The organism is Roseateles aquae, assembly GCF_032337115.1.
In the GTDB taxonomy this organism is placed as follows: Bacteria; Pseudomonadota; Gammaproteobacteria; order Burkholderiales; family Burkholderiaceae_C; genus Roseateles_C; species Roseateles_C aquae.
Genome location: NZ_JAVXZY010000004.1, coordinates 182,835 through 204,916, shown reverse-complemented (window position 1 = coordinate 204,916; position 22,082 = coordinate 182,835). Strand labels below are relative to the sequence as shown.

At 65.8% G+C, this 22,082-nt stretch carries 19 protein-coding genes; 10 read left to right on the top strand and 9 right to left on the bottom strand.

Features of this window, described 5'->3' with window-relative positions; all coding sequences use genetic code 11:
- Positions 1 to 173: 173 nt before the first annotated feature.
- Both RQP53_RS11855 and apaG read right to left on the bottom strand, forming a co-directional pair.
- Positions 174 to 2,147 carry a site-specific recombinase gene (locus RQP53_RS11855; protein WP_315650510.1) on the bottom strand — a complete coding sequence of 658 codons (1,974 nt, stop codon included), beginning with the start codon at positions 2,145 to 2,147 and terminating at the stop codon, positions 174 to 176.
- Positions 2,148 to 2,152: 5 nt separating this feature from the next.
- A complete protein-coding gene (gene apaG, locus RQP53_RS11850; protein ID WP_315650509.1) occupies positions 2,153 to 2,527 on the bottom strand; it encodes a Co2+/Mg2+ efflux protein ApaG in 375 nt (124 codons plus the stop codon).
- A 65-nt stretch (positions 2,528 to 2,592) separates the two neighbouring features.
- On the opposite strand from apaG, the gene RQP53_RS11845 reads away from it, so the two are divergent.
- Entirely contained in the window at positions 2,593 to 3,240 is a 648-nt protein-coding gene (locus RQP53_RS11845; protein WP_315650508.1) for a DNA-3-methyladenine glycosylase I, read from the top strand.
- On the opposite strand, the gene RQP53_RS11840 is transcribed toward RQP53_RS11845, so the two are convergent.
- Positions 3,224 to 3,715, bottom strand: a complete 492-nt coding sequence (locus RQP53_RS11840; RefSeq protein ID WP_315650507.1) for a fasciclin domain-containing protein — start codon at positions 3,713 to 3,715, stop codon at positions 3,224 to 3,226. The two genes, RQP53_RS11845 and RQP53_RS11840, sit on opposite strands and share 17 nt — an antisense overlap.
- A gap of 140 nt (positions 3,716 to 3,855) precedes the next feature.
- Here RQP53_RS11840 and RQP53_RS11835 point away from each other — a divergent pair, with 140 nt between their 5' ends.
- The 8 genes from RQP53_RS11835 to RQP53_RS11795 all read left to right on the top strand — a co-directional run bounded on the left by RQP53_RS11835 (position 3,856) and on the right by RQP53_RS11795 (position 13,189).
- Positions 3,856 to 4,485 (top strand): TetR/AcrR family transcriptional regulator, encoded by a 630-nt coding sequence (locus tag RQP53_RS11835; RefSeq protein ID WP_315650506.1) that lies wholly within the window; start codon positions 3,856 to 3,858, stop codon positions 4,483 to 4,485.
- Positions 4,486 to 4,733: 248 nt separating this feature from the next.
- Positions 4,734 to 5,417 carry a ribulose-phosphate 3-epimerase gene (gene rpe / locus RQP53_RS11830; protein ID WP_315650505.1) on the top strand — a complete coding sequence of 228 codons (684 nt, stop codon included), beginning with the start codon at positions 4,734 to 4,736 and terminating at the stop codon, positions 5,415 to 5,417.
- Between the two features lie 151 nt (positions 5,418 to 5,568).
- Positions 5,569 to 5,964 carry a DUF2845 domain-containing protein gene (locus RQP53_RS11825; protein WP_315650504.1) on the top strand — a complete coding sequence of 132 codons (396 nt, stop codon included), beginning with the start codon at positions 5,569 to 5,571 and terminating at the stop codon, positions 5,962 to 5,964.
- 230 nt (positions 5,965 to 6,194) lie between these two features.
- A complete protein-coding gene (locus RQP53_RS11815) occupies positions 6,195 to 9,440 on the top strand; it encodes an nSTAND1 domain-containing NTPase (RefSeq protein WP_350340390.1) in 3,246 nt (1,081 codons plus the stop codon).
- Positions 9,441 to 9,458: 18 nt separating this feature from the next.
- Entirely contained in the window at positions 9,459 to 9,860 is a 402-nt protein-coding gene (locus RQP53_RS11810; protein ID WP_315650503.1) for a hypothetical protein, read from the top strand.
- Positions 9,861 to 10,644: 784 nt separating this feature from the next.
- On the top strand, positions 10,645 to 11,007 hold the full coding sequence (locus RQP53_RS11805; RefSeq protein WP_315650502.1) for a helix-turn-helix transcriptional regulator: 363 nt from the start codon (positions 10,645 to 10,647) through the stop codon (positions 11,005 to 11,007).
- 246 nt (positions 11,008 to 11,253) lie between these two features.
- Entirely contained in the window at positions 11,254 to 11,718 is a 465-nt protein-coding gene (locus RQP53_RS11800) for a low molecular weight protein-tyrosine-phosphatase (RefSeq protein ID WP_315650501.1), read from the top strand.
- Positions 11,719 to 11,758: 40 nt separating this feature from the next.
- Positions 11,759 to 13,189, top strand: a complete 1,431-nt coding sequence (locus RQP53_RS11795) for a diguanylate cyclase domain-containing protein (RefSeq protein WP_315650500.1) — start codon at positions 11,759 to 11,761, stop codon at positions 13,187 to 13,189.
- A gap of 26 nt (positions 13,190 to 13,215) precedes the next feature.
- Here RQP53_RS11795 and RQP53_RS11790 read toward each other — a convergent pair whose 3' ends face one another.
- The 5 genes from RQP53_RS11790 to RQP53_RS11770 all read right to left on the bottom strand — a co-directional run bounded on the left by RQP53_RS11790 (position 13,216) and on the right by RQP53_RS11770 (position 20,420).
- Positions 13,216 to 16,332, bottom strand: coding sequence for an efflux RND transporter permease subunit (locus tag RQP53_RS11790; RefSeq protein ID WP_315650499.1), 3,117 nt, complete (start codon positions 16,330 to 16,332; stop codon positions 13,216 to 13,218).
- The gene (locus RQP53_RS11785) at positions 16,329 to 17,615 is read right to left on the bottom strand and encodes an efflux RND transporter periplasmic adaptor subunit (protein ID WP_315650498.1); all 1,287 of its coding nucleotides are present in this window, start codon (positions 17,613 to 17,615) and stop codon (positions 16,329 to 16,331) included. Before RQP53_RS11785 ends, RQP53_RS11790 begins: the two co-directional genes overlap by 4 nt.
- Positions 17,616 to 17,683: 68 nt before the next feature.
- A complete protein-coding gene (locus tag RQP53_RS11780; RefSeq protein ID WP_315650497.1) occupies positions 17,684 to 18,631 on the bottom strand; it encodes a pseudouridine-5'-phosphate glycosidase in 948 nt (315 codons plus the stop codon).
- A gap of 21 nt (positions 18,632 to 18,652) precedes the next feature.
- Complete coding sequence (locus tag RQP53_RS11775) at positions 18,653 to 19,750, bottom strand: carbohydrate kinase (RefSeq protein ID WP_315650496.1); 1,098 nt, start codon at positions 19,748 to 19,750, stop codon at positions 18,653 to 18,655.
- A gap of 58 nt (positions 19,751 to 19,808) precedes the next feature.
- Positions 19,809 to 20,420, bottom strand: a complete 612-nt coding sequence (locus RQP53_RS11770; protein ID WP_315650495.1) for a PAS domain-containing protein — start codon at positions 20,418 to 20,420, stop codon at positions 19,809 to 19,811.
- A gap of 202 nt (positions 20,421 to 20,622) precedes the next feature.
- On the opposite strand from RQP53_RS11770, the gene gph reads away from it, so the two are divergent.
- The gene (gene gph / locus RQP53_RS11765) at positions 20,623 to 21,315 is read left to right on the top strand and encodes a phosphoglycolate phosphatase (RefSeq protein WP_315650494.1); all 693 of its coding nucleotides are present in this window, start codon (positions 20,623 to 20,625) and stop codon (positions 21,313 to 21,315) included.
- Here the strand turns inward: gph and RQP53_RS11760 are convergent.
- On the bottom strand, positions 21,293 to 21,886 hold the full coding sequence (locus RQP53_RS11760; protein ID WP_315650493.1) for a chalcone isomerase family protein: 594 nt from the start codon (positions 21,884 to 21,886) through the stop codon (positions 21,293 to 21,295). The genes gph and RQP53_RS11760 overlap by 23 nt on opposite strands.
- Between the last annotated feature and the right edge of the window lie 196 nt (positions 21,887 to 22,082).

Below are 22,082 nucleotides of genomic sequence, written 5' to 3'. Positions count from 1 at the left end.
CCCCCACGCCCGTGGGGGCCCCTTTTCTCTCAACCCGCAGGGCAAGCACCAGCCAAGTCCTGCCGGCGTTGCGAGACTTGCGCAGGCCACCAGCCTGAGCTGCGTCTCGCGCCTAGGCAGGCCTGGGCTGGTGTTTGCCGCGGCCCACGCCGACTGATGCAGACCTTCCCAAATCAGCGCGGCGGCAGCAGAAAGCTGCGAGGTGCCTGCAGCAAGCGCTGCCACAGCGCCCGGCGCAGCCGCGCCTGGTCGGCCACCTGGATGCCGCGCGAGCGCAGCGCCACGCGCAGCGCGAGGTAGAAGCTGACGCCCAGATTCAGCGCCCCGGTCAGCGCGATGCCGGCCACGCAGGCCCAGAAGGCCGCCGTGCCCATAACGCCGAAACCCAGCGCGCCAACGGCGGCGGCCAACTGACCGGTCGACAGCGTCACATGGCGCACTTCCAAGGGCAGGCCGAAGAACAGCAGCAGCGCGGGCAGCAGGCCCAGCATCATGCCCAGGCTGATATTGGCGGCCAGGCCTGAGATATTGCCGCGCCACCAGGCCGCCCAGCGTTGCGCCCGCGCCGCGCCGAGGCGGCCGACGATGCCCGGGTTCCAGGCAATCGCACTGTCCAGCCGGTAGAACACAAACCAGTTCTCCACCCAGCCGGCAATCAGGCTGCTGGCAAACAGCAGCACGCCGGTGAAGGCGGCGAACAGCGGAGAAGGGCCGGCGATGCTGAGCGAGTGCAGCACATAGTGGGCCTCCTTCTCGCCGACCAGAGGTGCGCCGGCGATCAGCCAGGCCGCGCCTTGAGCGAGTAGCACCAGCGGCGCCACCAGGGCCAGGTTGCCGGCAATGCCGGCGATCTGCGAACGGATCAGATGCACGACCTCGTCGACAAAGCCCTGCAGCCCGGCCTCGTCGCTGATGTGGCCGAGCTTGTGCGCCATCGCCGGCGCAGTCATGGCCGGCTGCTTGGTTGCCACCGTCCAGTGCAGCAGCTGCACGATGACAAAGCTCAGCGCGTAGTTGGCGCCGGCCCAGAAGCCGCCCCAAAAGGCGGTCAGGCCGATCGCCATGATGGCGAACTTGGCCAGCGTGGTGCCGGCGATAATGGCGCCGCCGCCGGCCGCGCGCTGAAGCATGTCGCGGTACTCGTCGCGGTCGCGGGTGATGTAGTGCTCGCCGGTCTCGGCGCTGCGCTCGGCGATCTTGCGCGCCAGCAGCGAGTAGTGGCGCGCAAACAGGGTGCGCAGGCTGCGCCGCTCGTGGTTGACGCGCACCAGCGCCGCCGCCAGGCGCGAGAGTTCGCGCGCCGGTTGCGGGCTGACCAGGCAATCCAGCAGCGCTTCGATGCGCTGGCTGCGCGCGATCAGCTGCTCAACCTCGAACATCAGGTCCACCGACACCCCATAGGCCTCCAGATGCTCGGGCACGGTGGCGGCCGCTTGGCGGCAGCTCTGCAGCAGCGCGCGCAGGTATTGCAGGCTCTGGCGCAGCGCGGCATCGTCGCCGGCGGTCAGGGCATCGGTAAAGCGTTCGGCGGCTCGGGCCAGCTGCTCAAAGGGCTGCTGGGCCAGGAGCTCGGCGCTCATGCGCTGGCGCAAGGGGCCGGACAGGCCCGCCGCCCGCACCGCGCTGATCAGCACCGTCAGGCCCGAGAGCATGGGCGCGCGCCAGTCGCCACCGCCGCTGGTGGCCTCGCCCAGCAGGGCGGCCAAGCGGGTCAGCAGCTCGTCGTCGATGGCGGCCAGCCAGTGTTCGTCGCTGGCCGCGGGGAAGAGCTGGGCAAACAGCTCGCTGAGTTCGCGGGTATCGACGGTGCCGGGCAGCAGGTGCAGGCGCAGCCGGTGCAGGCACTCGCTCCACAGCGCCATCCGCGGCGCAAAGCCCACATCGGCGAACAGGCCGGTGGCCTGCATATCGCGCCAGATCGAGCCCAGCACGGCGGCGAAGGCGGCGCGATGCTCGGGGTGGCGGTCGAGCAGATTGAGCAGGTGCTTCAGGCGCAGCAGGGGCTGATGACCGCCGTCCTGCTCATCGTGCCGCAGCCATTCCAGCAGCCGGGCCAGCCAGAGATTGCGCGCCGCCAGCTCGGCCTTGGGATCGGCGGCGTTGAGCAGGGCGGTCAGGTCCCAGGCCGGTGTCACGGCATGGCTCATGGTGCTCAATGCAGGCTGGCGCTGTCGGCCAGCAGGAATTCGGGCACATCGGCATAGAAGACCTCGGCGGCCTCGGTGACGCAGAGATAGCGCCCCTTCATGCTGCCCTGCTTCGATTCGATCTGCGCCCAGGAGCTGTACTGGAACTTCTCACCCGGCTGCAGCAGCGGCTGATGGCCGACGACGGCCAGCCCGCGCACCTGCTGCACATGGCCCTTGGCATCGCTGATCTGCCACTCGCGCGCCACCAGCTGCGCCGCGATGTCGCCGCTGTTCTCGATGGTGATGGTGTAGCTGTAGGCGTAGACGCCCGTCGCCGCATCGGTTTGTTCTTCCAGCGCTTGCACCTGGACCGTGCAGCGGAATTGTGGGTGTGCCATGGCGGGCATTCTAGGATTGCAAGGCGCTCGGTGTTGTATCGATTGTGTGCGGCTATGCTGGCAGCATGGCTGAATCACAAACCCCCGCTGCTGCCGCGGCGCAAGACCTGACCCTGCATACCGGTGACGACGGCCTGGCCCGCTGCCGCTGGTGCGAGTCGCCCGGCTTTGCCGAGTACCGTCGATATCACGACGAGGAGTGGGGTTTTCCGGTGGCCGACGACATCCGGCTGTTCGAGAAGATCTGCCTGGAGGGTTTTCAGAGCGGTCTGTCCTGGCGCACCATCCTGGCCAAGCGGCCGGCCTTTCGCGCCGCCTTTGCCGGCTTTGATTTCCATCGTGTCGCCCGCTTTGGCGAGGCCGATGTCGAGCGGCTATTGCAGGACGCCGGCATCGTGCGCCACCGCGGCAAGATCGAGGCCGCCATCCACAACGCCAGCCGGGCGCTGGAACTGGTCGCCGAGCAGGGCTCGCTGGCCGCGTATTTCTGGCGCTATGAGGACACGGCCTGGACGGATCCGCACTGGCGCGCCGAGTCGGCGCTGTCGCAGGCGCTGTCCAAGGACTTGCGCAAGCGTGGCTGGAAGTTCGTTGGCCCGACCACCGTCTATGCCTTCATGCAGGCCATGGGCCTGGTCAACGACCATGCGCCCGGCTGTGCGCTGCGCGAGCGGGTGCGCGCGGCGCGCCAGGCCTTCACGCCACCGCGATGAACAGCGGCCGGGCCAGCCGGTGCAGCACGCCGTTGCTGGCGATGTGGTCGCTGCCTTGCTGCAGGGCCTGCCCACCCAGCTCATCGCAGAGCTGACCCAGCGCACTGAAACGCAGCGTCTGGCCGGCCGCGCTGCGCAGCTCGGCGCCCCAGGGCAGTTCGCATCTGGCCCAGGCGCCGGGCAGCAGATGGTGCAGCATCAGCTGGCTGAGGCGGTCGCGGTCGGCAAACAGCTGTTGGCGCGATAAACCCTGCCAGGCCGCCAGGCCGCTGAAATCCGCATTGCTGAAGGCCAGCAGCGTGAACGGGCCACTGCAACGCAGCAGCACGTCCAGCTCGCAGCGGCGCCAGGCCTCGGCCATCTCGGCCAGCGCCGGATCGCGCCCCAGCAGCTCGGCCAGCGTGGGCAGCTCGAGCGTGGCCGTGTGGGGCTGGCCTGGCGGGGTCAGGGGATCGGCGAGCGTCAGGGCGTTCATCAAGGCGTGCATCGGGCACCTCGCGGCGATAGTGAACTGCATTGACTGAAATGTGAACTGATAAGTTCACGAAGTCAACTGAAAAGTATTTACTGATACGAAAGAGTTCAATTTATGGATGCGCTGTCTACAATCGCGTCATGGCCAAACCCTCATTTCGCGAACAGGTGCTGCAGGCGCGTGAAGACGCCATCGTGGCTTCGGTCAACCGCCTGCTCGCCGAAAAAGGCTTCGATCTGATGACGGTGGACGAGGTGGTGGCCGATGTCGGCATCGCCAAGGCCAGCCTCTACAAGCATTTCGACTCCAAGGAAGCGCTGGCCGCCGCGGCGATGGTGCGGGTGCTGGATCGCGCGCTGGCCGAGTTGGCGCAGATTCGTGCGCAAGACCTGAGCCCCTTGGACAGCCTGAAGGCGGTGGCACGCTGGACGATGCGCCAGCAACTGGCCGGCGAAATGCCCTCGCTGCCGGCGCAGAACTCCAGCCTGCGCCAGGCGCTGATCAGCGACAAGGCCTATATGGACCGGCTGATGCAGCTCAGCGACGAGCTGGGTGCATGGATCACCGCCGCCTTGGCGCAAGGCAGCCTGCGCAGCGCGCTGCCGCCCGAGCTGGTGCTCTACACGCTGTTTGCCCGCGCCTGCGATCCCGTGCTGGGCATGCTGCGGCTGTCGGGGCAGTACAGCGATGAGCAAATCATCGAACTGCTGCTGCAGACCTGTTTCGACGGCCTGGCTCAGCCTGTGGCGAACGCCAAGCCACGGCGCTGAACTCAGGCCGGCCAGCGGCCTTTCGTAAGGCTCTCTGCGCATTAGCTGTTGATCAGCCAAAACAAACCACAGAGCCACAGAGCCACAGAGTCGCAGAGGAATTCACAGAGGGAACAATGGTTTGCTGCGCTTTTCTCTGTGCCTCCGTGCCTCTGTGCTTGCGTTTCAAGTGTCAGTTGCCGAGCTTCAACCAACGCGCAAAGAGCCTTTCGTAAAATCATGCTTTTCCCCTGCCGCCGCGCCGCCCCATGAGCACCCAATACCGCATCGCCCCCAGCCTGCTGTCCGCCGACTTTGCCCGTCTGGGCGAGGAGGTCCGCAATGTGCTGGCCGCCGGCGCCGACTGGATTCACTTCGACGTGATGGACAACCATTACGTGCCCAATCTGACCTTCGGCCCCATGGTCTGCGAGGCCTTGCGCAAGCATGCCGTCAAGCCCGACGGCACGCCGGCCGCCATCGATGTGCATCTGATGGTCGAGCCGGTCGACAGCCTGGCCGTCGCCTTTGCCAAGGCCGGCGCCGATCTGGTTAGCTTCCACCCGGAAGCGAGCAAGCATGTCGACCGCACGCTGCAGCTGATCAAGGCCGAGGGCAAGCAGGCCGGCCTGGTGTTCAACCCGGGCACGCCGCTGGACGTGCTGGAGTGGGTGATCGACAAGGTCGATCTGGTGCTGATCATGAGCGTCAACCCCGGCTTTGGCGGCCAGAGCTTCATCCCCAGCGCGCTGAAGAAGCTGGAACAGGCTCGCAAGATCATCGACGCCAGCGGCCGCGACATTCGCCTGGAGATCGATGGCGGCGTCAAGATCGACAACATCCGCCAGATCGCCGATGCCGGCGCCGACACCTTTGTGGCCGGTTCGGCCATCTTCGGCAAGCCGGACTACAAGGCGGTGATCGACGCGATGCGGGCCGAGTTGGCGCGTTGATCACGGGAACGCAGGAATAGACCACAGAGACATGGAGACACGGAGGAATACAGGGAGGTATGCCTGATTGATGGCGTTACTTCGCCACTCTTGTGCTCATTTCTGACGGCGCTGCTGTCAGCCGCAAGGGCGGCCAGCGCGTTGAGGCCAGATGCGCAGCGCTGACACCCCCTCATTCTTCCTGCCACGCCTGGCTGCACCTCTGGTGCTGCTGGGCGTTTTTCTGTCCGGACCGGCCCAGGCCTTTCGCTGCAACAGCTGGGTCATTGATCCGGGGCTGCGCAAGGCCGAGGTGCTGAACAAATGCGGGGCGCCGGCCACGCTGGACCAGCGCACCGAGTACCGGGTTCAGCGGCTGCGTGAAACCATCTGGGTGCGCCCCGAGAAGGGTGGGCCGCCGGTGCAGCAAAGCGTCGAGGTCGAGCGCCAGGTGCCGGTCGTGATCGAAGACTGGGTCTACAACTTCGGCCCCCAGCAGTTCATGCAGGCGCTGCGCTTTGAAAACGGCCTGCTGGTCGAAACCAAGGATCTCGGCTACGGCCAGTGAAGTCTCCCCCGGGCAAGACCTGCCCCCCGCTGTCATCGGCTTCTGATACCTTTCTGACTCCGCAGCCACCAGGGCGTGGTTGATGACAGGCGCGGCAGGGAGCAATTTTGGGAGTAGAGGCAGTTTCGCGGGCTGATCGCTTTGAGCTGGGCGACTGGTTGGTCGACCCAACCAGCAAGCGACTGGAGTGTGGCGATCAGCAGCGGCAGCTGGAGCCGCGCATCATCGACGTGCTGGTGGCGCTCTGCGCACAACCGGGTGAGGTGCTCAGCGCCGAGGAGCTGCTGGCGCGCTGCTGGCCCGAAGGTGAGCCGAGCGGTGACAATCCGGTGCACAAGGCCATCACCCTGCTGCGCAAGGCGCTGGGCGACAGCGCCACCGAACCCCGCTACATCGAGACGATACGCAAGCGCGGCTACCGCGTCATCGCACCGGTACGCGGCCAGGGCGGCCAGGCGCGCAGCGGGGCCTGGCAGGGCGGTTCGCCGTTTCGCGGCCTGCAGGCCTTTGATTGCGAACACGCCGCCGTCTTCTTTGGCCGCGAGCAGGCCACTGCCGAGCTACTGCGCTGCGCGGCTCTGCAATTGCAGCGTCAGCACGGCCTGGTGCTGGTGTTGGGCCCCAGCGGCTCGGGCAAGACCTCGCTGGTCAGCGCCGGGCTGGTGCCGGCCTTGCGGCGGGCAGCATTGGACGGTCGCTGGCGGCTCGTCAGCGACACGCAGCTGGATCTGGCCGACCTCGGCAGTGATCCGGCCGGCGAGGCCGCAGCTGACCAGGCGCCCTGTGCGTTCACCCTGGGGCTGGCCGCCGCCCTGCTTGATTGGGAAACAGCAGCGGGCGAGGCATTGCTGTGTGGCTTCAACGCCCATGATCTGGCCCGCGCACTGCGCGACACGCCGCAGACGGTGCTGGCCGAGCTGCGTGCCGCCTTGCAAGGCGAAGCTGGCACGGCAGCCAGCGAGCATGGCCTGGTGCTGCTTTTCGTGGACCGGCTCGAAGCGCTGTTTCGCTCGCCACTGGCTGAAGCGCAGCAACGCGAGGCGGCGCTGCGCCTGCTGCAGACACTGGCTGAAAGCGGCCTCGTCCTCGTGGTGGCGGCCTGCCGCAATGACTACTACCCGCAGCTGGCCGAGCACGCCTGGCTGATGCGCGACAAGGCGCAAGGCGGCCATCTCGATCTGGCGCCGCCTAGCGCGGCCGAGATCGCCCAGATGGTGCGCCTGCCGGCGCGTGCCGCCGGGCTGAGCTTCGGTGTCGATCCGGCGACGCATCAGCGCCTGGATGATCTGCTCTGCGATGCTGCGGCAGCCAGCCCCGATGCCCTGCCCCTGCTGCAGTACACGCTGGAACAGCTCTACCAGCAGCGCAGCCCGCATGGTGAGTTGAGTTTTGCCGCCTACCAGGTGCTGGGTGGTGGGGCAGGTGGCCTGGAAGGCGTGATCGCCGAGCAGGCAGAGCAGTTGATCCGCGGCCTCACGCTGGTGCAGCAGGCGGCGCTGCCGCATGTGCTGGCGCTGCTGGTGCTGGTCGGCGAGGATGAAGCCAGCCCGGTGGGCGGCCGTCGCGCGCTGTGGAGCGAGCTGCGCGAACCGGCCGAGCGAGAGCTGGTGCAGGCCCTGGTCGATGCGCGGCTGCTGGTCAGCGAACGCAGCAGCGAAGCGGCGCAGGACGAACCCGGTTTTCGTGTTGCCCATGAGGCGCTGCTGCGCCGCTGGCCACGGGTGACCGAATGGATCGCCGAACACCGGCAGCATCTGCAGGCCAGAGCGCGGCTGCGCCAGCAGGTGCAACGCTGGACCCAGGGCGCGCGAGCGGCCGAGTTCCTCTGGCCGCGTGGCCGGCAGCTTCAGGATGCTTTGGCGCTACGCCAGCGGGGATTGCTGGCTCTGTCCGAACCCGAACTGGCCTTTTTGAACAGCTGCGAACGTCGCGCCGCGTGGTCGGGCCGGCTCAAGGGCGCAGCCGTGGCTGCGCTGGCTGGCCTCACATTGCTGGCCGGCGGCATGGCCTGGCGGGCGCAGCAGGCAGAGGGTGTGGCCCGGCAGCGTAGCGCGCAAGCTGATGATTTGTTGGGCTACTTATTGGGCGAATTGGCAGACAAGTTGCGGCCGATTGGTCGGCTGGAACTCTTGCACAGCGTGGCGGGCAAGGCACTGACTCATTTGGGAGCGCAGCCCGTTGACGGCTTCGGAAGCAACGCGGCGCTGCTGCAACGTGGCAAAGCCTTGAATGTCATTAGTGAAGTCCGGTTTGCGCGCGGTGACTTGCCTGGAGTGCGTGAAGCGTCGGAACAGGCCTTGAGTCTGATCGGAAACAGTGTCCCATTGAAAGACGCTGCCAGTGAGTATGAGCGTCAGATGGTGCTGGGTGCCGCCGCCTTTTGGCGCGGACAGGCGGACTATTCAATCGGTGATTTTGATGCTGCCTCAAAAGCCCTGCGCCAATACCTGACGGCGGCAGAGCGGATGCAAGCCTTGCGACCAGACGCGTTTGAGTCGTTGACGGAGCTTTCTTACGCTCTCAACAGTCTTGGCTCAACTGATCTTGCTCGAGGCGAACTGATGATGGCCGCGACGGCATTCCAGCGCTCAGCCAGTCTGAAGCGGCAGGCGGTGCAACTCAAACCTAGTGATCTGACAGTAAAGGCGGACTTGGCTGACACCTTGTCCTGGTTGGTCTCTACTCAGGAGAGGCGTGGGGAGTTTGTAGACGCCTTGCGCGTTGGCCAGCAGCGGATTGCACTTGAGGCCGAGATCCAGGCGCTGGCGCCTAACGATCTCAAGTGGCAGCACAGCATGGCCATTGCCCACCTGATGCAAGGTCGCTTGTACAAGGATTTGGGGCGTTTTGCGGAGGCGGCCGTGCACCTCAAACGAGCAGTTGTGCTGAGCACACGCTTGGTGGAATCACAACCGGATCAGCTGTCTTGGCAAGACACGCATTTCGTCAGTCGCTTGGAGTCGCTTGAGATAGAGCCAATGACGGCGCGGCAGCGACTTTCCGAGCTCAGCATGCTTGAAAAGTCCTGTCGGGAAGTATTTTCCAAGACGATGGATCGCTTACATACAGTCAGGCTGGTGGCTAAGATTCACTTGCTGCGTGCGCAGCAATTCGTGAGTCTGGGTGACCATGGCGCTGAAAAGGAAACGTTAGAAGCTTTGGCGGCTCATCTCGTCCAGGCAAGCGCAAAGATGGCAGATCTTTTTGAAATTGGCTGGCCACAGGCATTGGTTCGCTTGCGACTGGCTGAGTTGCTGCGCACTGAAGGGCGAATCGAAGAAAGCGTCGCCTTGTGTCGGCAAGCAAAGGCCAGTGTTCCTCCGCAACTGCTACGGCAGAGTGTGCAGTGGACGCAGGTCTTCGAACGTTCAGCGGAGTGTCTTGACGAGACCGAGCTGGCGAGAGGCGCAGCGAACTGGTTGAAGGAAGTGGCAACGCGCCAGGCCACGAAGCTGCGTGACTTTTCCGTTAACTAAATCAACTTGGAGTTTTGAATGGCAACGAGTGGTCCGAACGTCTACACGGTAACGGCAAAGGTTGATGCAACGGGTAAATATGCCCACTGCAGCTACACCAATTCGGGTGGTTCATCGGCGAAGTCCCCATTGCCGGCGCCTTCGGCGGTGGCCCAGTTCAATCAAGTGCTTCCGTCGGCCTCTGGCCTGCAATTGGTCGGTGCGATGGTCACCAACACAACGACGCCGCCGACGACATCCTTTGTGCCGGCGTCGATCACGGAAGGCAAACTTTCGCAGGTCAGTATCAGCGTGCCGAACCCGTCTGGCCTGCCGCAGGCCACGCGTGGCGTTGTGCTGGTTTTCAGCATGCTGAATTCAAGTGGTGTGCCTGCGCTGTATCCATCGTCAGACCCGCAGATCCAAAATCCCGGGACTTGAGACCCTGAGTTGCTTGTGGGGGCGGTCTTGCATTGACTGATAAGACCTTTCTTTTCCTGCACTGCCCCCAATTCGCGCTGGCAAGCCATGACCGATGTCCGCGCAAGCCCGAGTCTGCAGCCGCGTCGAAAAATCTGCTGCAGCTGAACCGCAAGCACTGAACTCGGATCGATGGCGCGAAATGCGTCGCCTTATGAAGCCCTTGCTCAAACCCTTGGGCTAGCGGGAACAGGCCCTGTATCAGCTATGGGATAGGGTGATCATCTCCAGCGAAGGCAACTCATATTGCGGACTGATCTGGAATTGATTCCGTTGGCCACGCTGTCAGGCGAAATACTGGCAGCGGCTTGGACGCGACCTGTATCAGCACGTGTCAATGTGACGTATTTTCAAAAGAGCTGCAGCGGCCCGGGCGTTGGCTCTATGTTCTCAGGCTTGGGTTTCTTGATGCCAAAGTGATGCCTCACTGTGCCTTCGCCCACGTGCCCTTGAAACGATACTTGCCTTAGTTGTAGAACGGCTGCGCTACCGAATGTGGGTTTGGCAGACGCTCAGTTTTGGTTTGGATCTGATGCAGCGGCGGGCCTCCACATCGTGCCAGTCCGCTTGCTGACGTAGGTGTTAACCCTATTTTTGGTCGCAATGATACGGTGACTCCTTCCGGAAGGTTCCCGGAAGGTTCATTTCCCCCTCATTTCCTACATTGCATCCCAAGCGGGACGGTCCTGCAGCGATGGCAAGGCAGCTGTCGCGCCGCACCTGCTGCAACCATCGAGGGAATGCCATGTACGGGACGATCAATGAGGCGCTGGATGCCACTCAGCCGGGTTTTACAGCCGCACCGGAAATTCGCAGCGCGGCGCCAGGCCGGGTATTTCTGGTTTCCAGCGTGCTGAAGGATTTGCGCCAGGCCAAGCTGCAAAGCCAGGAAGATATGGCGGAGGCCTGCGCGGAAGGCCGATTTCGAGTTTCGATAGCCTCAATCAAACGGGCCGAAACCGGTAAGCCGGTGCTTTTTCGCATCGCCCGTGAATTGGCGCGCTATTTCAATGTGCCGGTCGAGAAAATCGTCGCTGCCAAACCCGCGGCGGTATTTGAGGCGCCGGTATTGCCGGCCAGTTTGCCGCTGCACAAGGCCGGCCATTGATGTACTTCTGATACCGATCTGAGCTTGTGAATGGCCGCAGGGCCTTCGCAAACTCGGGCTGCTCAGGGAGTCTGCGGCAGCCGGGTTGCGCCGGCTGCGGGAAGAGAGGCCAAGGTCGGGCCGCAGCGACCAGCCCCTTCCCCCCCGTCCATGCGGGCGTAACACGCCTGCGCATTGGCCAGATACGGCTCAGCCGGTATCCCCCTTTTGGGTGGTTCGCAGCGCCGGCTCGCCTATGATGCCGGCATGAGTTCTCTGCTGCTGGTCTGCACAGCCAATATCTGCCGCTCGCCGATGGCCGAGGTGGTGTTCACCGCGCAGGCCCGTGCGCTGGGCCTGGATCTGGTGGCCTCGGCCGGTACGCACGCTCATCCGCGCGGCCAGGTCATGGACCCGCGGGCGCAGGCCGCCCTGGCGCAGCGCCGCTACACGCCACCCAAGCGCTGGAAATCGCGCCGGGTCACGGCCGAGGACTTTGAGCGTTTTGACCGTGTGCTGGCGATGGACGAGGACAACCTCGCCGCGCTGCGCAAGATCTGCCCGCCCGAGGCGGCGCACAAGCTGGGCATGTTTCTCGATCTGCTGCCCGAGATGCAGGGCCGCCCGGTGCCTGATCCCTACTTTGGCAGCGCGCTTGGCTTCGAGAACGTGTTGACGCTGATCGAACGCGCGTCGCGGGCGCTGTTTGAGGCGCGTCAAGCGGCTGCTTGAGGCCGATGCCAAGCAGGGGTCCAAGCGCTAAGCTCGAAACATGCTGATACGCACCAAGCTGGCCCTGAATCTGGCCGCGCAGATCGCCCTGGTTGCCATCACGGCGGCGGCGTTTGCGCACCTGGTGATGGTCTATCGCAATCTGGACGAAGCGCAGACGCGCCGCTTTGTCAGCTACAAGCTGGCCGAGGAACTGGAAGACAGCTCCAACTCGCTGACGCTGATGGCGCGGCTCTTCATCGTCACGCAGGATGTGCGCCAGGCCGACTACTTCCGCCAGATCTGGCGCATCCGTGAAGGGCTGGCGCCGCGGCCGGCCGGCTATGACAGCGCCTTCTGGGATCTGCAGCTGGACAAGCCGGGCGAGCCCGGCGAGGCGCCGGCGCCTGGGCAGTCGCTGATCGAGCGGATGCGAGCTGCCGGCTTTACTGCTGCCGAGCTGGCCTTGCTGGAAGACGCCAAAAAGCGCTCGGACACCCTGGCCGGCCTGGAAGAGCAGGCCATGGGCATGGTGGACATGCGCGGCTCGACGCAGCCGCTGAGCCAGGAGGAATGGCGCCAGGCGCTGGACCTGGTGCATGGCGAGCGCTACCGTCATGCCAAGGCCGAGATCATGGCGCCGATCCGCCAGCTGCGAAAAATGGTTGATGCGCGGCTGGAGGCCGAGCGTCAGGACTTGCAGCGTCAGGTCGATCTGGCCAGCCTGGCGGCGGCGGTGGCACTGCTGCTGCTGGCCATCAATGTGATCACCGCGGCGATCAATTTCGAGCGCTCGGTGCGCCGCCCGGTGCTGGCGCTGCTGCGCTGGGCGCAGGGGGTGCGGGCAGGGCGCCATGGTGGGCGCACCCGGCTGGCCGACAGCTCGGAGTTCGGCGAGCTGTCGGTGGTGATCGACGAGATGGCCGAATCCGTCGAGCACAACCTCGGTGAGCTGAAGGAAGAGGTGGCGCGGCGCACCCGTGCCGAGCAGGTGGTGCGCCATCTGGCCAATCACGACGCGCTGACCGGTCTGCCCTCGCTGCGCCTGCTGCACGACCGGCTGGAACGTGCGCTGGCCCAGGCCCAACGCCAGGGCCAGGGGCTGGCGGTGATCTTTGCCGATTTGAACAAGTTCAAGCCGGTCAATGACCGTTACGGCCATGAGGCCGGCGATCTGGTGCTGAAGACGGTGGCGCAACGCCTGGCCGGCGGCTTGCGCGAGGCCGATACCGTGGGCCGCATCGGCGGCGACGAGTTCCTGATCATCCTGCCCGAGGTGGGCACGATGGAAGCCGCCCAGCAGGTGCGCGACAAGCTGCTGGCGCTGATCGATCAGCCCATCTACCTGACACGCCATAACGCCGCAGTGACGGTGACGGCGGCCATGGGCATCGCCCTCTATCCCAGCATGGCCAGCGATGCACAGGCCCTGCTGCGCCTGGCCGACCAGGACATGTACCGGCACAAGGAAGCGCAGCGCCGGGGCGACTAGCAGCGCGGCATCCCGCGCTGCTGTACTCAGTCGCCCGCGGCGTGGCTGGTCATGCGCAGCGGCGTGACCTCCCGCGTGTCCGGGCCCTGGCCGCTGAAGCGGTCGAGCGCCAGGTAGATCACCGGGGTGATGTAGAGCGTCACCGCCTGCGAGACGATCAGCCCGCCGACGACGGCCAGGCCCAGCGGCTGGCGCAGCTCGGCGCCGGCGCCCAGGCCCAGCGCGATCGGCAGCGCGCCCATCAGCGCAGCCAGCGTCGTCATCATGATGGGCCTGAAGCGCAGGATGCAGGCCTCGCGAATCGCCTCGGCCGGGCTCATGCCGCCGTTGCGCTGCGCATCGAGCGCGAAGTCGATCATCATGATCGCGTTCTTCTTGACGATGCCGATCAGCATCACGATGCCGATGGTGGCGATCACCGTCAGCTCGACATTGAAGAGCTGTAGCGTCAGCAGCGCGCCCACCGCGGCCGAGGGCAGGCCGGCCAGGATGGTGATCGGGTGGATATAGCTTTCATACAGCACGCCCAGCAGCACATAGATCACCGCCAGCGCCAGCACGATCAAGAGCAGCTGGCCGCCCTGGGAGTCCTGGAACACGGCGGCATCGCCGCCATAGCTGGTGATCACGCTGGCCGGGAACTGCAGCTCGCGCACATAGCCATCGAGCTTGTTGGTGGCATCACCGAGCGGCACATCCGGCGCGAGGTTGAAGGACAGGGTGATCGCCTGCAGCTGGCCCTGGTGGTTGACGGCCGTGGGGCCAAGGCCGCGGCGCACGGTGGCGAAGGCCGTCAGCGGCACCTGCACGCCGTTCTTGCCGCGCAAGTAGATCTTGTTGAAGGCGTCTTCGCTGAGCCGGTCGCTCTCGCTGGCCTCCATGATCACCTGGTAGGTATTGCTCTCGGCATAGATGCTGGAGACCTGGCGCTCGCCAAAGGCGTTGTACAGCGCGCTGCGCAGGTCTTGCATCTGCACGCCCAGCTGCGCGGCACGCTCGCGGTCAATGATCAGATTGGCCTCCAGGCCGCGCAGTTGCGAATCGCTGGTGACGTCGCGGAACAGCGGGTCGGCCCGCAACTTGTCCTGCAGCTTGACGGCCCATTGGTTCAGCTCGCCGGCGGCCACCGATTGCAGCGTGTACTGGTAGCGGCTCTTGCTCTGCCGGCCGCCCAGCTGCAGGTTCTGCACCGGGCGCAGATAGACGGCAATACCCGGCACGCTGCGCAGCTTCTTGCGCAGGCCTTCCAGCACCTGCGGCATCGGCGGGCGCTCGCCACGCGGCTTTAGGTTGATGAAGAGCCGGCCGGTGTTGCTGGCATTGCCGCCACCACCGCCCTGGCCGACGGCGGCCGAGACCGTGGCCACCGCCGGGTCGTCTTTCACCAGGGCGGCCACGCGTTCCTGCAGCACCGTCATCGCGTTGAAGCTGATGTCTTCGCTGGCTTCGGTGCTGCCCTGGATCTGGCCGATGTCTTCCTCAGGAAAAAAGCCCTTGGGAATGGCGCCATAGAGCCAGACGGTGCCCACAAAGCTGGCCAGCGCCACGCCGAGGATCAGCGTGCGGCGTTGCAGCGCCCAGTCCAGGCTGCGCGTGTAAGCAGCGAGCACGGCATTGAAGCCGGCCTCGAAGGCGCGGCCCAGCGCGTTCTCCTCGACATGCTGGTGCGGTTTCAGGAAACGGCTGCACAGCATCGGCACCAGGCTCAGCGAGACGACGGCCGAGACCAGGATGGACAGCCCGACGACGACGGCGAATTCGTGGAACAAGAGGCCGATGACGCCGGGCATGAAGAAGATCGGGATCAGCACCGCCACCAGCGAGATCGAGATCGACATGATGGTGAAAGCCATCTCGCGCGCGCCGCGCACGGCGGCGGCAAAGGGCTCCATGCCGTCCTCGACGTGGCGGACGATGTTCTCCAGCATCACGATCGCATCGTCGACCACCAGGCCCACCGCCAGCGTGATGCCCAGCAGCGAGATGTTGTCCAGGCTGTAGCCCAGCGCGAACAAGAGCGTCAGCGCGCCGATCAGCGAGATCGGCAGCGACAGCGTCGGGATCAGCGTGGCCACCGCGCGGCGCAGGAAGAGGTAGATCACCATCACCACCAGTGCCACTGTCAGCGCCAGCGTGAAGTAGACATCGTGCAGCGACTCGCGGATCGACACCGAGCGGTCGTTCATCGTCGTCATCTGCACCGAGGCCGGCAGCTGGCTGGCAAAGCGCGGCAACATGGCCTTGACCGCATCGACCACCTTGACCGTGTTGGCATCGGGCTGGCGTTGCACGGCCAGCACGATGGAGCGTTCGCCGTTGAAATTGCTGAAGGACTTGACCGTCTCGTAGCTGTCCTGCACATCGGCCACATCGCGCAGAAAGATCGGTGCGCCGTTGCGCGAGGCGATCACGATGCCGCCGAACTCGCGGGCGTTCTTCAGCTGCTTGTTGGCCTGGATGGTCAGCGTCTGGCGCGAACCATCGAGCACGCCCACCGGCGTGTTGGCATTGGCACCGCGAATGCTGGCCTGCAGCTCTTCCAGCGTGATATTGCGCTGGTTCAGGTCTTCGGTGCGGACGCGGATGCGCACCGCATAGCGCTTCTGGCCAAAGATGGACACCTGGGCCACGCCGTCGATGGTCGACAGGCTGGGCGTGATCAGGTTCTCGGCGAAGTCGTTCAACTCCGACAGATTCATCGACGGCGAGGTCAGCGCCACCATCAGCACCGGCGCGTCGGCCGGGTTGACCTTGCGGTATGACGGCGGCTGCGTCATCTCGGCCGGCAAGGCGCGCAGCGAGCGGAACAGCGCCGCCTGCACATCGAGCGCCGCGGCGTCGATATTGCGGCTGGGGTCGAACTCGATGGTCAGCGAGGTCGAGCCGAGGATATTGGTCGAGGAGATCGTCGTGACGCCGGCAATGGTGGAGAACTGCTTCTCCAGCGGCAGCGCCACCGAGGAGGACATGGTTTCCGGGCTGGCGCCGGGCAGGCTGGCCTGCACATTGATCACCGGCGTGTTGTAGGACGGCAGCGCGGCGACTGGAATCTTGCTCCAGGCCGCGAGGCCGGCAATCACCAGCGCCAGGTTCAGCAGCACGGTCATCACCGGCCGCCGGATGAACAGCTCGGTGAGGTTCATGTCTTGGCTCCGGATGCCGCCGCTGCCGCTGGTGCGCTCGCTTCCGAGGCTCGTTTAGCCGGTGCGGCCGCTGGGTTGACCGCCGCCGGCTGTTCCTTCACCGGCGTGCCCGGCCGCAGGTGCTGCTTGCCGTCGACGACGACGGTGTCGCCAGCGGCGATGCCTTCCACCACGGCCATCTCGCCAAAGGGGTAGCGCAGCTGCACCGGTTTGAGCTGGGCCGTCTTGTCGGCGCCAACGATATAGATCGAACGTTCGTTGCCGCGCAGGATGAGGGCCGCCTGCGGCACCACCACCGCGTCCTTGATCGTGCGCAGCGTCAGCCGCACCCGCACATACTGGCCCGGCCAGAGCGTTTCTTTCTGGTTCTCGAACTCGGCGCGAACCTTGATCGTGCCGGTGCTGGGGTCGACCTGGTTGTCAACAAAATTGACCCGGCCCTTGACCGGCACCTCGGCCGCCGCGCCGCGCGCCCCACGAGCGCCCGGCATCAGCACCTGGGCTTCCAGCACATCGTCTTTTTGCTTGCTGCCATGGGTGGCGGCCAGCAGCGGGGCGAGCTGCGTTTCGGGCAGGCTGAAGCTCACGCCGATCGGGTTGATCTGCGCAATGCCCAGCAGCGGCGTGGCCGCAGCGCTGGCCTGCACCAGGCTGCCGGCCACGACATTGACCGTGCCGACGCGCCCGGCCAGCGGTGCGCGCAGCTCGTTGTAGCTCAAAGCCACGCTGGCCGATTGCAGCGCAGCCTCGTCGGACAGCAGCTGGGCGCGCTGCGCCTCGAGATTCGTCAGCGCGGTATCGACGGCGTTTTGCGCGACGAAGTTTTGCGCCCGCAGTTCTTGGGCACGGCGGTACTGGCGTTCCAGATCACCCAGCTGAGCCTTGCTGCGCGCCAGCTGGGCGCGCGCCTTGTCCAGGTTGGCGCGGTCGGCGCGGTCGTCAAAGCGCAGCAAGACCTGACCCTGGCGCACCGCATCGCCGTCCTTCAGCAGCACCTCGCGCACGGTGCTGGTGGTCTGGGCACGCAGATCGACATTGCGCAGAGCGGTCACCGTCCCGCTGGCTTCCAGCGTCACCGGCACGTCCTGCAGCAGCGCCTTGAGCACACCGACTGCTTGTGGTCCGCCCTTGCCGGCTGCACCCGAGGCGCCTGAAGCCGCTGGCGCCGCGGCCTTGGCGGCATCGGCAGCATTGGGCTCGGCGGCCTGTTTGTGCTTCCACCACCAGCCGCCGCCGGCAAGTACGAGAACAAGAACGCTGAGTCGGGCAATCGGGCTGCGCATGCTGCGTGGACTTCCTGGGTTGGGCAAATCAGGTGGGTCGCACAGCTTAGCCTGCGTCAGCTGGTTTCTTATTGCGCCTTGGTGAAGTCCATAGTTGGTTTGTGCTGCAAGGCGCAGGCCAGCCGCGCGCCAGCCAGTGCGTTGTGCTTGACCAGGGCAATATTGGTGGCCAGGCTGCGACCACCGGTCAGCGCCTTGATGCGGGCCAGCAGAAATGGCGTAACGGCCTTGCCGCTGATGCCTTGGGCAGCGGCCTCCTGCAGCGCCTGCGCGGTGATGGCGTCGATCTCGGCGCGTGGCATCGCTTGCTGGGCCGGCACCGGGTTGCTGATGACGACCCCGCCGGCCAGCCCCAACGCCCATTTGCAGCGCAGGAACTCGGCCTGCTGGGCTGGATCGTCGATGCGGAAATCGGCCCTGAAGCCGCTGTCCGGCGTGTAGAAGGCCGCGAAGTTGTCCTGGCCCATGCTGATCACCGGCACGCCATGGGTCTCCAGGTATTCCAGCGTCAGGCCGATGTCCAGGATGCTCTTGGCGCCGGCGCAGACGACGGCCACTGAGGTACGCGCCAATTCCTGCAGATCGGCAGAGATGTCAAAGCTGGTCTCGGCGCCGCGGTGCACGCCACCGATGCCGCCGGTCACGAAGACCGGGATCTCGGCCAGCGCGGCACAGATCATCGTCGCGGCCACGGTGGTGGCGCCGAGCCGGCCGGTGGCAAGCACATAGGGCAGGTCGCGGCGGCTGACCTTCATCGCATCGCTGGACTGGCCGAGCAGTTCCAGCTCTTCGTCAGACAGCCCGATGCGGATCTTGCCGCCGATGATGGCAATCGTGGCCGGCACGGCGCCTTCGGCGCGGATCAGCGCCTCGACCTCACGGGCGGTCTGCACGTTCTGCGGGTAGGGCATGCCGTGGGAAATGATGGTCGACTCCAGCGCAACGATGGGCTGGCCGAGCGCGCGGGCGTGGGCCACTTCGGCCGAAAACTCAAGAGGGTGGGTGTGCTGCTTCATGGCGTGGCTTCAGGCCTGGCTTCAGGCCAACGGGAGGTGAGGGGCGTCGAGCAGCGCGGGGCTGAGCTCGGGGTGGACGGTGGCATCGGTTTGCAGCGTCAGGGCGGCCAGGCGCTGGCCGAGTCGGCAGGCGGCGGCAAGATCGTCGGCATCCTGGACCAGGGCGGCGCAAACGCCAGCGGCAAAGGCATCGCCCGCGCCGGTCACGTCAAGGACTTGCACCGGTGTGGCGGGCAGCGCTTGCAGCTGCTCGCGGCTGTCGCTGTACCACAGCCCCTGCTCGCCATCGGTGACGATCAGCCGCTTCAAGCCGCGTTGCTGCAGCTGTTGCCAGGCGCGTTGCAGCGCCGCGGCCGAGCGCAGCCGGGTGCCGCCACAGGCGGTTTCCAGCTCGGCGCGGTTGAGGATCAGCAGATCCAGGCCGGTCAGCGCCTGGGGCAGCCGGTCCATCTTGGGCTGCGACACCGCCACGGCGACCAGCGGCGCGGCGCCGGGTGCCTGAGCGTCCTGCAAGAGTTGCGCGACGCTGGCGGCCGGCAGGTTCAGATCGATCAGCGTCAGCCGGGCCTGCGCGCGCTGCGGCGCACACTGGCGCAGGAAGGCGGGGTCCAGCCGTTCGCACAAGTCCATATGGGCCAGCGCCAGCGCCAGCTCGCCCTGCGCATCCAGCACGGCGGTGTAGCTGCCGGTGTGGGCGCCGGCGACGCGCAGGCAGCCTTCGGTGCGGATGCCGCAGGCCTCGGCCTGGGCCAAGAGGTTGCGCCCGGCGGCATCGTCGCCCACGGCGCTGAGCAGTTGCACCGGCTGACCCAGCCGCGCCAGGTTTTCGGCCACATTGCGGGCCACACCGCCCGGCGTTTCGCTCAAGCTGGCCGGGTTGGAGGTGCCCAGCTGCAGGGGTTCCAGCGTGCGCAGCTTGCGATCGATATTGATGCCGCCGATGCAGACGATGGCCTGCTCGCCGGGCAGCACATAGGCGCGGCCGAGGATGCGCCGTTCACGTGTCAGCGCCGCCAGGTGCCCGGCCACCGCCGACCGCGACAGGCCCAGCTGCGCCGCCAGTTCCTGCTGGCTCAGAAAGGGATTGGCGCGCAGCAGCGCCAGCAGTTTTTGTTTCATGGCATTTTGGACAATTGTTTGTACTATAAAACATTTGTCTTTGATGCCGGTGTTGGCGCTAGTGCTCGACGCTGAGCTCGTCGCCGCGCAGCAGATTCAGCAGGTAGCGGCCGGGCTGCACGTCGCGGGCCAGGCCGGCCTGCCAGTGGCCGCTGCCTGCGTTCAGGGCGCAAAGCTTCAGTCGGCAACTGGCTTGCGCTTGCCCGGCGTCGATGCGGGCCATGGCCGCGCGCAGGGGCGGGATGCTGGCCGGCTCGAGCCAGGCGCTCAGCGATTGGCCCAGCACTTGCTCGCGAGCCAGGCCCAAGAGGGCGGTGCCCCGCAGGTTCAGATCGCCGAGGCGCAGCTGCGCGTCGACGCTGAAACAGGCAGCGGGCTGGGCATCATGTTGCTGGCTCAGCTGCTGCAAGCGGTTTTCCAGCTCGGCGCGGGATTCGATCAGTTGTTCGGCCTGCAAGCTCAGCTCCAGCTGGTGCACCTGCAACTCGTGCAGCAGGGCCAGCGCATCGGCCGCGGTGGCCGGCGAGGAGGCCAGCTGGTAGAGCACCACCAGCGCTGCAGTTGAATCGCCGCTGGCGCTGTCGCGCGGCAGCTTGAGGCGCTGCAGCGCCGCCTGGCGCAAGGCAATCGCCGCGGAAGACCCGGCTTGGGCAGTGCTAGGCTCGGACATGGGGGCCTTCTTTCTGACGGCAACGATCAGCGGACTCTACGCCCCATGCGGCCGGTGGGCCGGCTTTCTTTTGCTGCCTGTCGCGGCGGCGGCCGAGCTCAGGGGGAGCACGCCACACCGAGGCAGCACAGCGATGTGCCGCACAGAAGCGCCCCGAAGAAGCGACTACGATGCGCGCTCGCCTAGCTGTAGCCCTTGTCCCGTGAACGCCCAACCCTTGCCCCAAGCCGCCGCCTTCATCATTGACCTTGACGGCACCCTGGTCGACACGCTGGGCGACTTTGTGGCCGTGCTGGGTGCCGTGTTCGGCGAGCTGGGCCTGCCGCTGGTCGATCGCGCCTTTGTCGAGCGCACCGTCGGCAAGGGCAGCGAGCACCTGATACGCACGACGCTGGCCCATGTCGGCGCCGAGGCGGCGCTCTACGACACGGCCTGGCTGCGCTACCAGGCGCACTACCGGCAGATGAACGGGCAGTTCTCGGCCGTCTACCCGGGCGTGCTTGAAGGCTTGCAGCGCCTGCGCGCGCTAGGGCGCCCGATGGCCTGCCTGACCAACAAGCCGGCGGCCTTTGCCCGCGAGCTCTTGCAGCGCAAGGGCCTGGACGGGTTTTTCGACCGGGTCTTTGGCGGCGATGACTTCGAGCGCAAAAAGCCGGACCCGCTGCCCTTGATCAAGACCTGCGAGGCGCTGGGCGTCAGCCCAGCCTCGGCCTGGATGATCGGCGACTCGGCCAATGATGCCGCGGCCGCGCGCGCCGCCGGCTGCACGACGGTGCTGGTCCGCTATGGCTACAACCATGGCGAGGCGATCGAGACGGTGCCGGCCAGCCAGTACCTGGACCGGCTCGACCAGCTGCAGTTGCCCGGCGAGCTCAGCGATTGCGCTCGCGCTTGACGCCCAGCAGGGCGTCCTTCAGCTGCTCGTCGGCCGGTGAGCGGCCGAGCCAGATTTTCAGCAGCACGGTGTAGAACTCGGGCTCCTTGATCGGCTCGCCCTGCAGCTTGCCGTTCACATAGACCAGCGTGCCCTGGCCGGGCACCCATTCGATGCTGAAGTTCTCGCCGCTGGAGAGGCGCTTCTTGGTCGAGAAGATGTCGGCGATGCGCAGCACGCCGCTGATGGCCTTGGCGAATTCATCGCGGGTGGAGTTCTCTTCCATGCCCTTGGTGAACAGCTTGCCGAGCTCGTTGCCGTCGATTTCACGCAGCATCTGGATGTGGATGCGCTTGGGGCCGTTGTTGCCCAGCACCGCGTCGCTGCTGCCGGCCTTGGCGTTCAGATACAGGCCGGCCGTGTAGACCTTGAAAAAGGCCTTGTAGCGGATACCGGCGCCGTTGAGCAGCAGCTTGCTGCCACCGACCTCGGCTGCAGATTCGTATTTGACGCCGGCGACTTCAACGTTTTGCGCCGACGCAGACAAGGGCATTGCCACGGCCAGAACCGCAGCCAGCAAAAGACCTCGCATGTCTCACTCCGATGTTTTGATTCGCGCCCGTTGCAGATGCAAGCGCTTGTGCGTGCCAGTATCAGGCAAGCCGGGTGGAATTGCCTATCGGGACGAGCCAGTGGCTTGAGTCACTCCTGCTACACTCGGCCGCACTATGTTCATCACGCGCAAGCACATCAAGGGGTCGAACGACCGGGGAGCCTGGCCCTGGCGT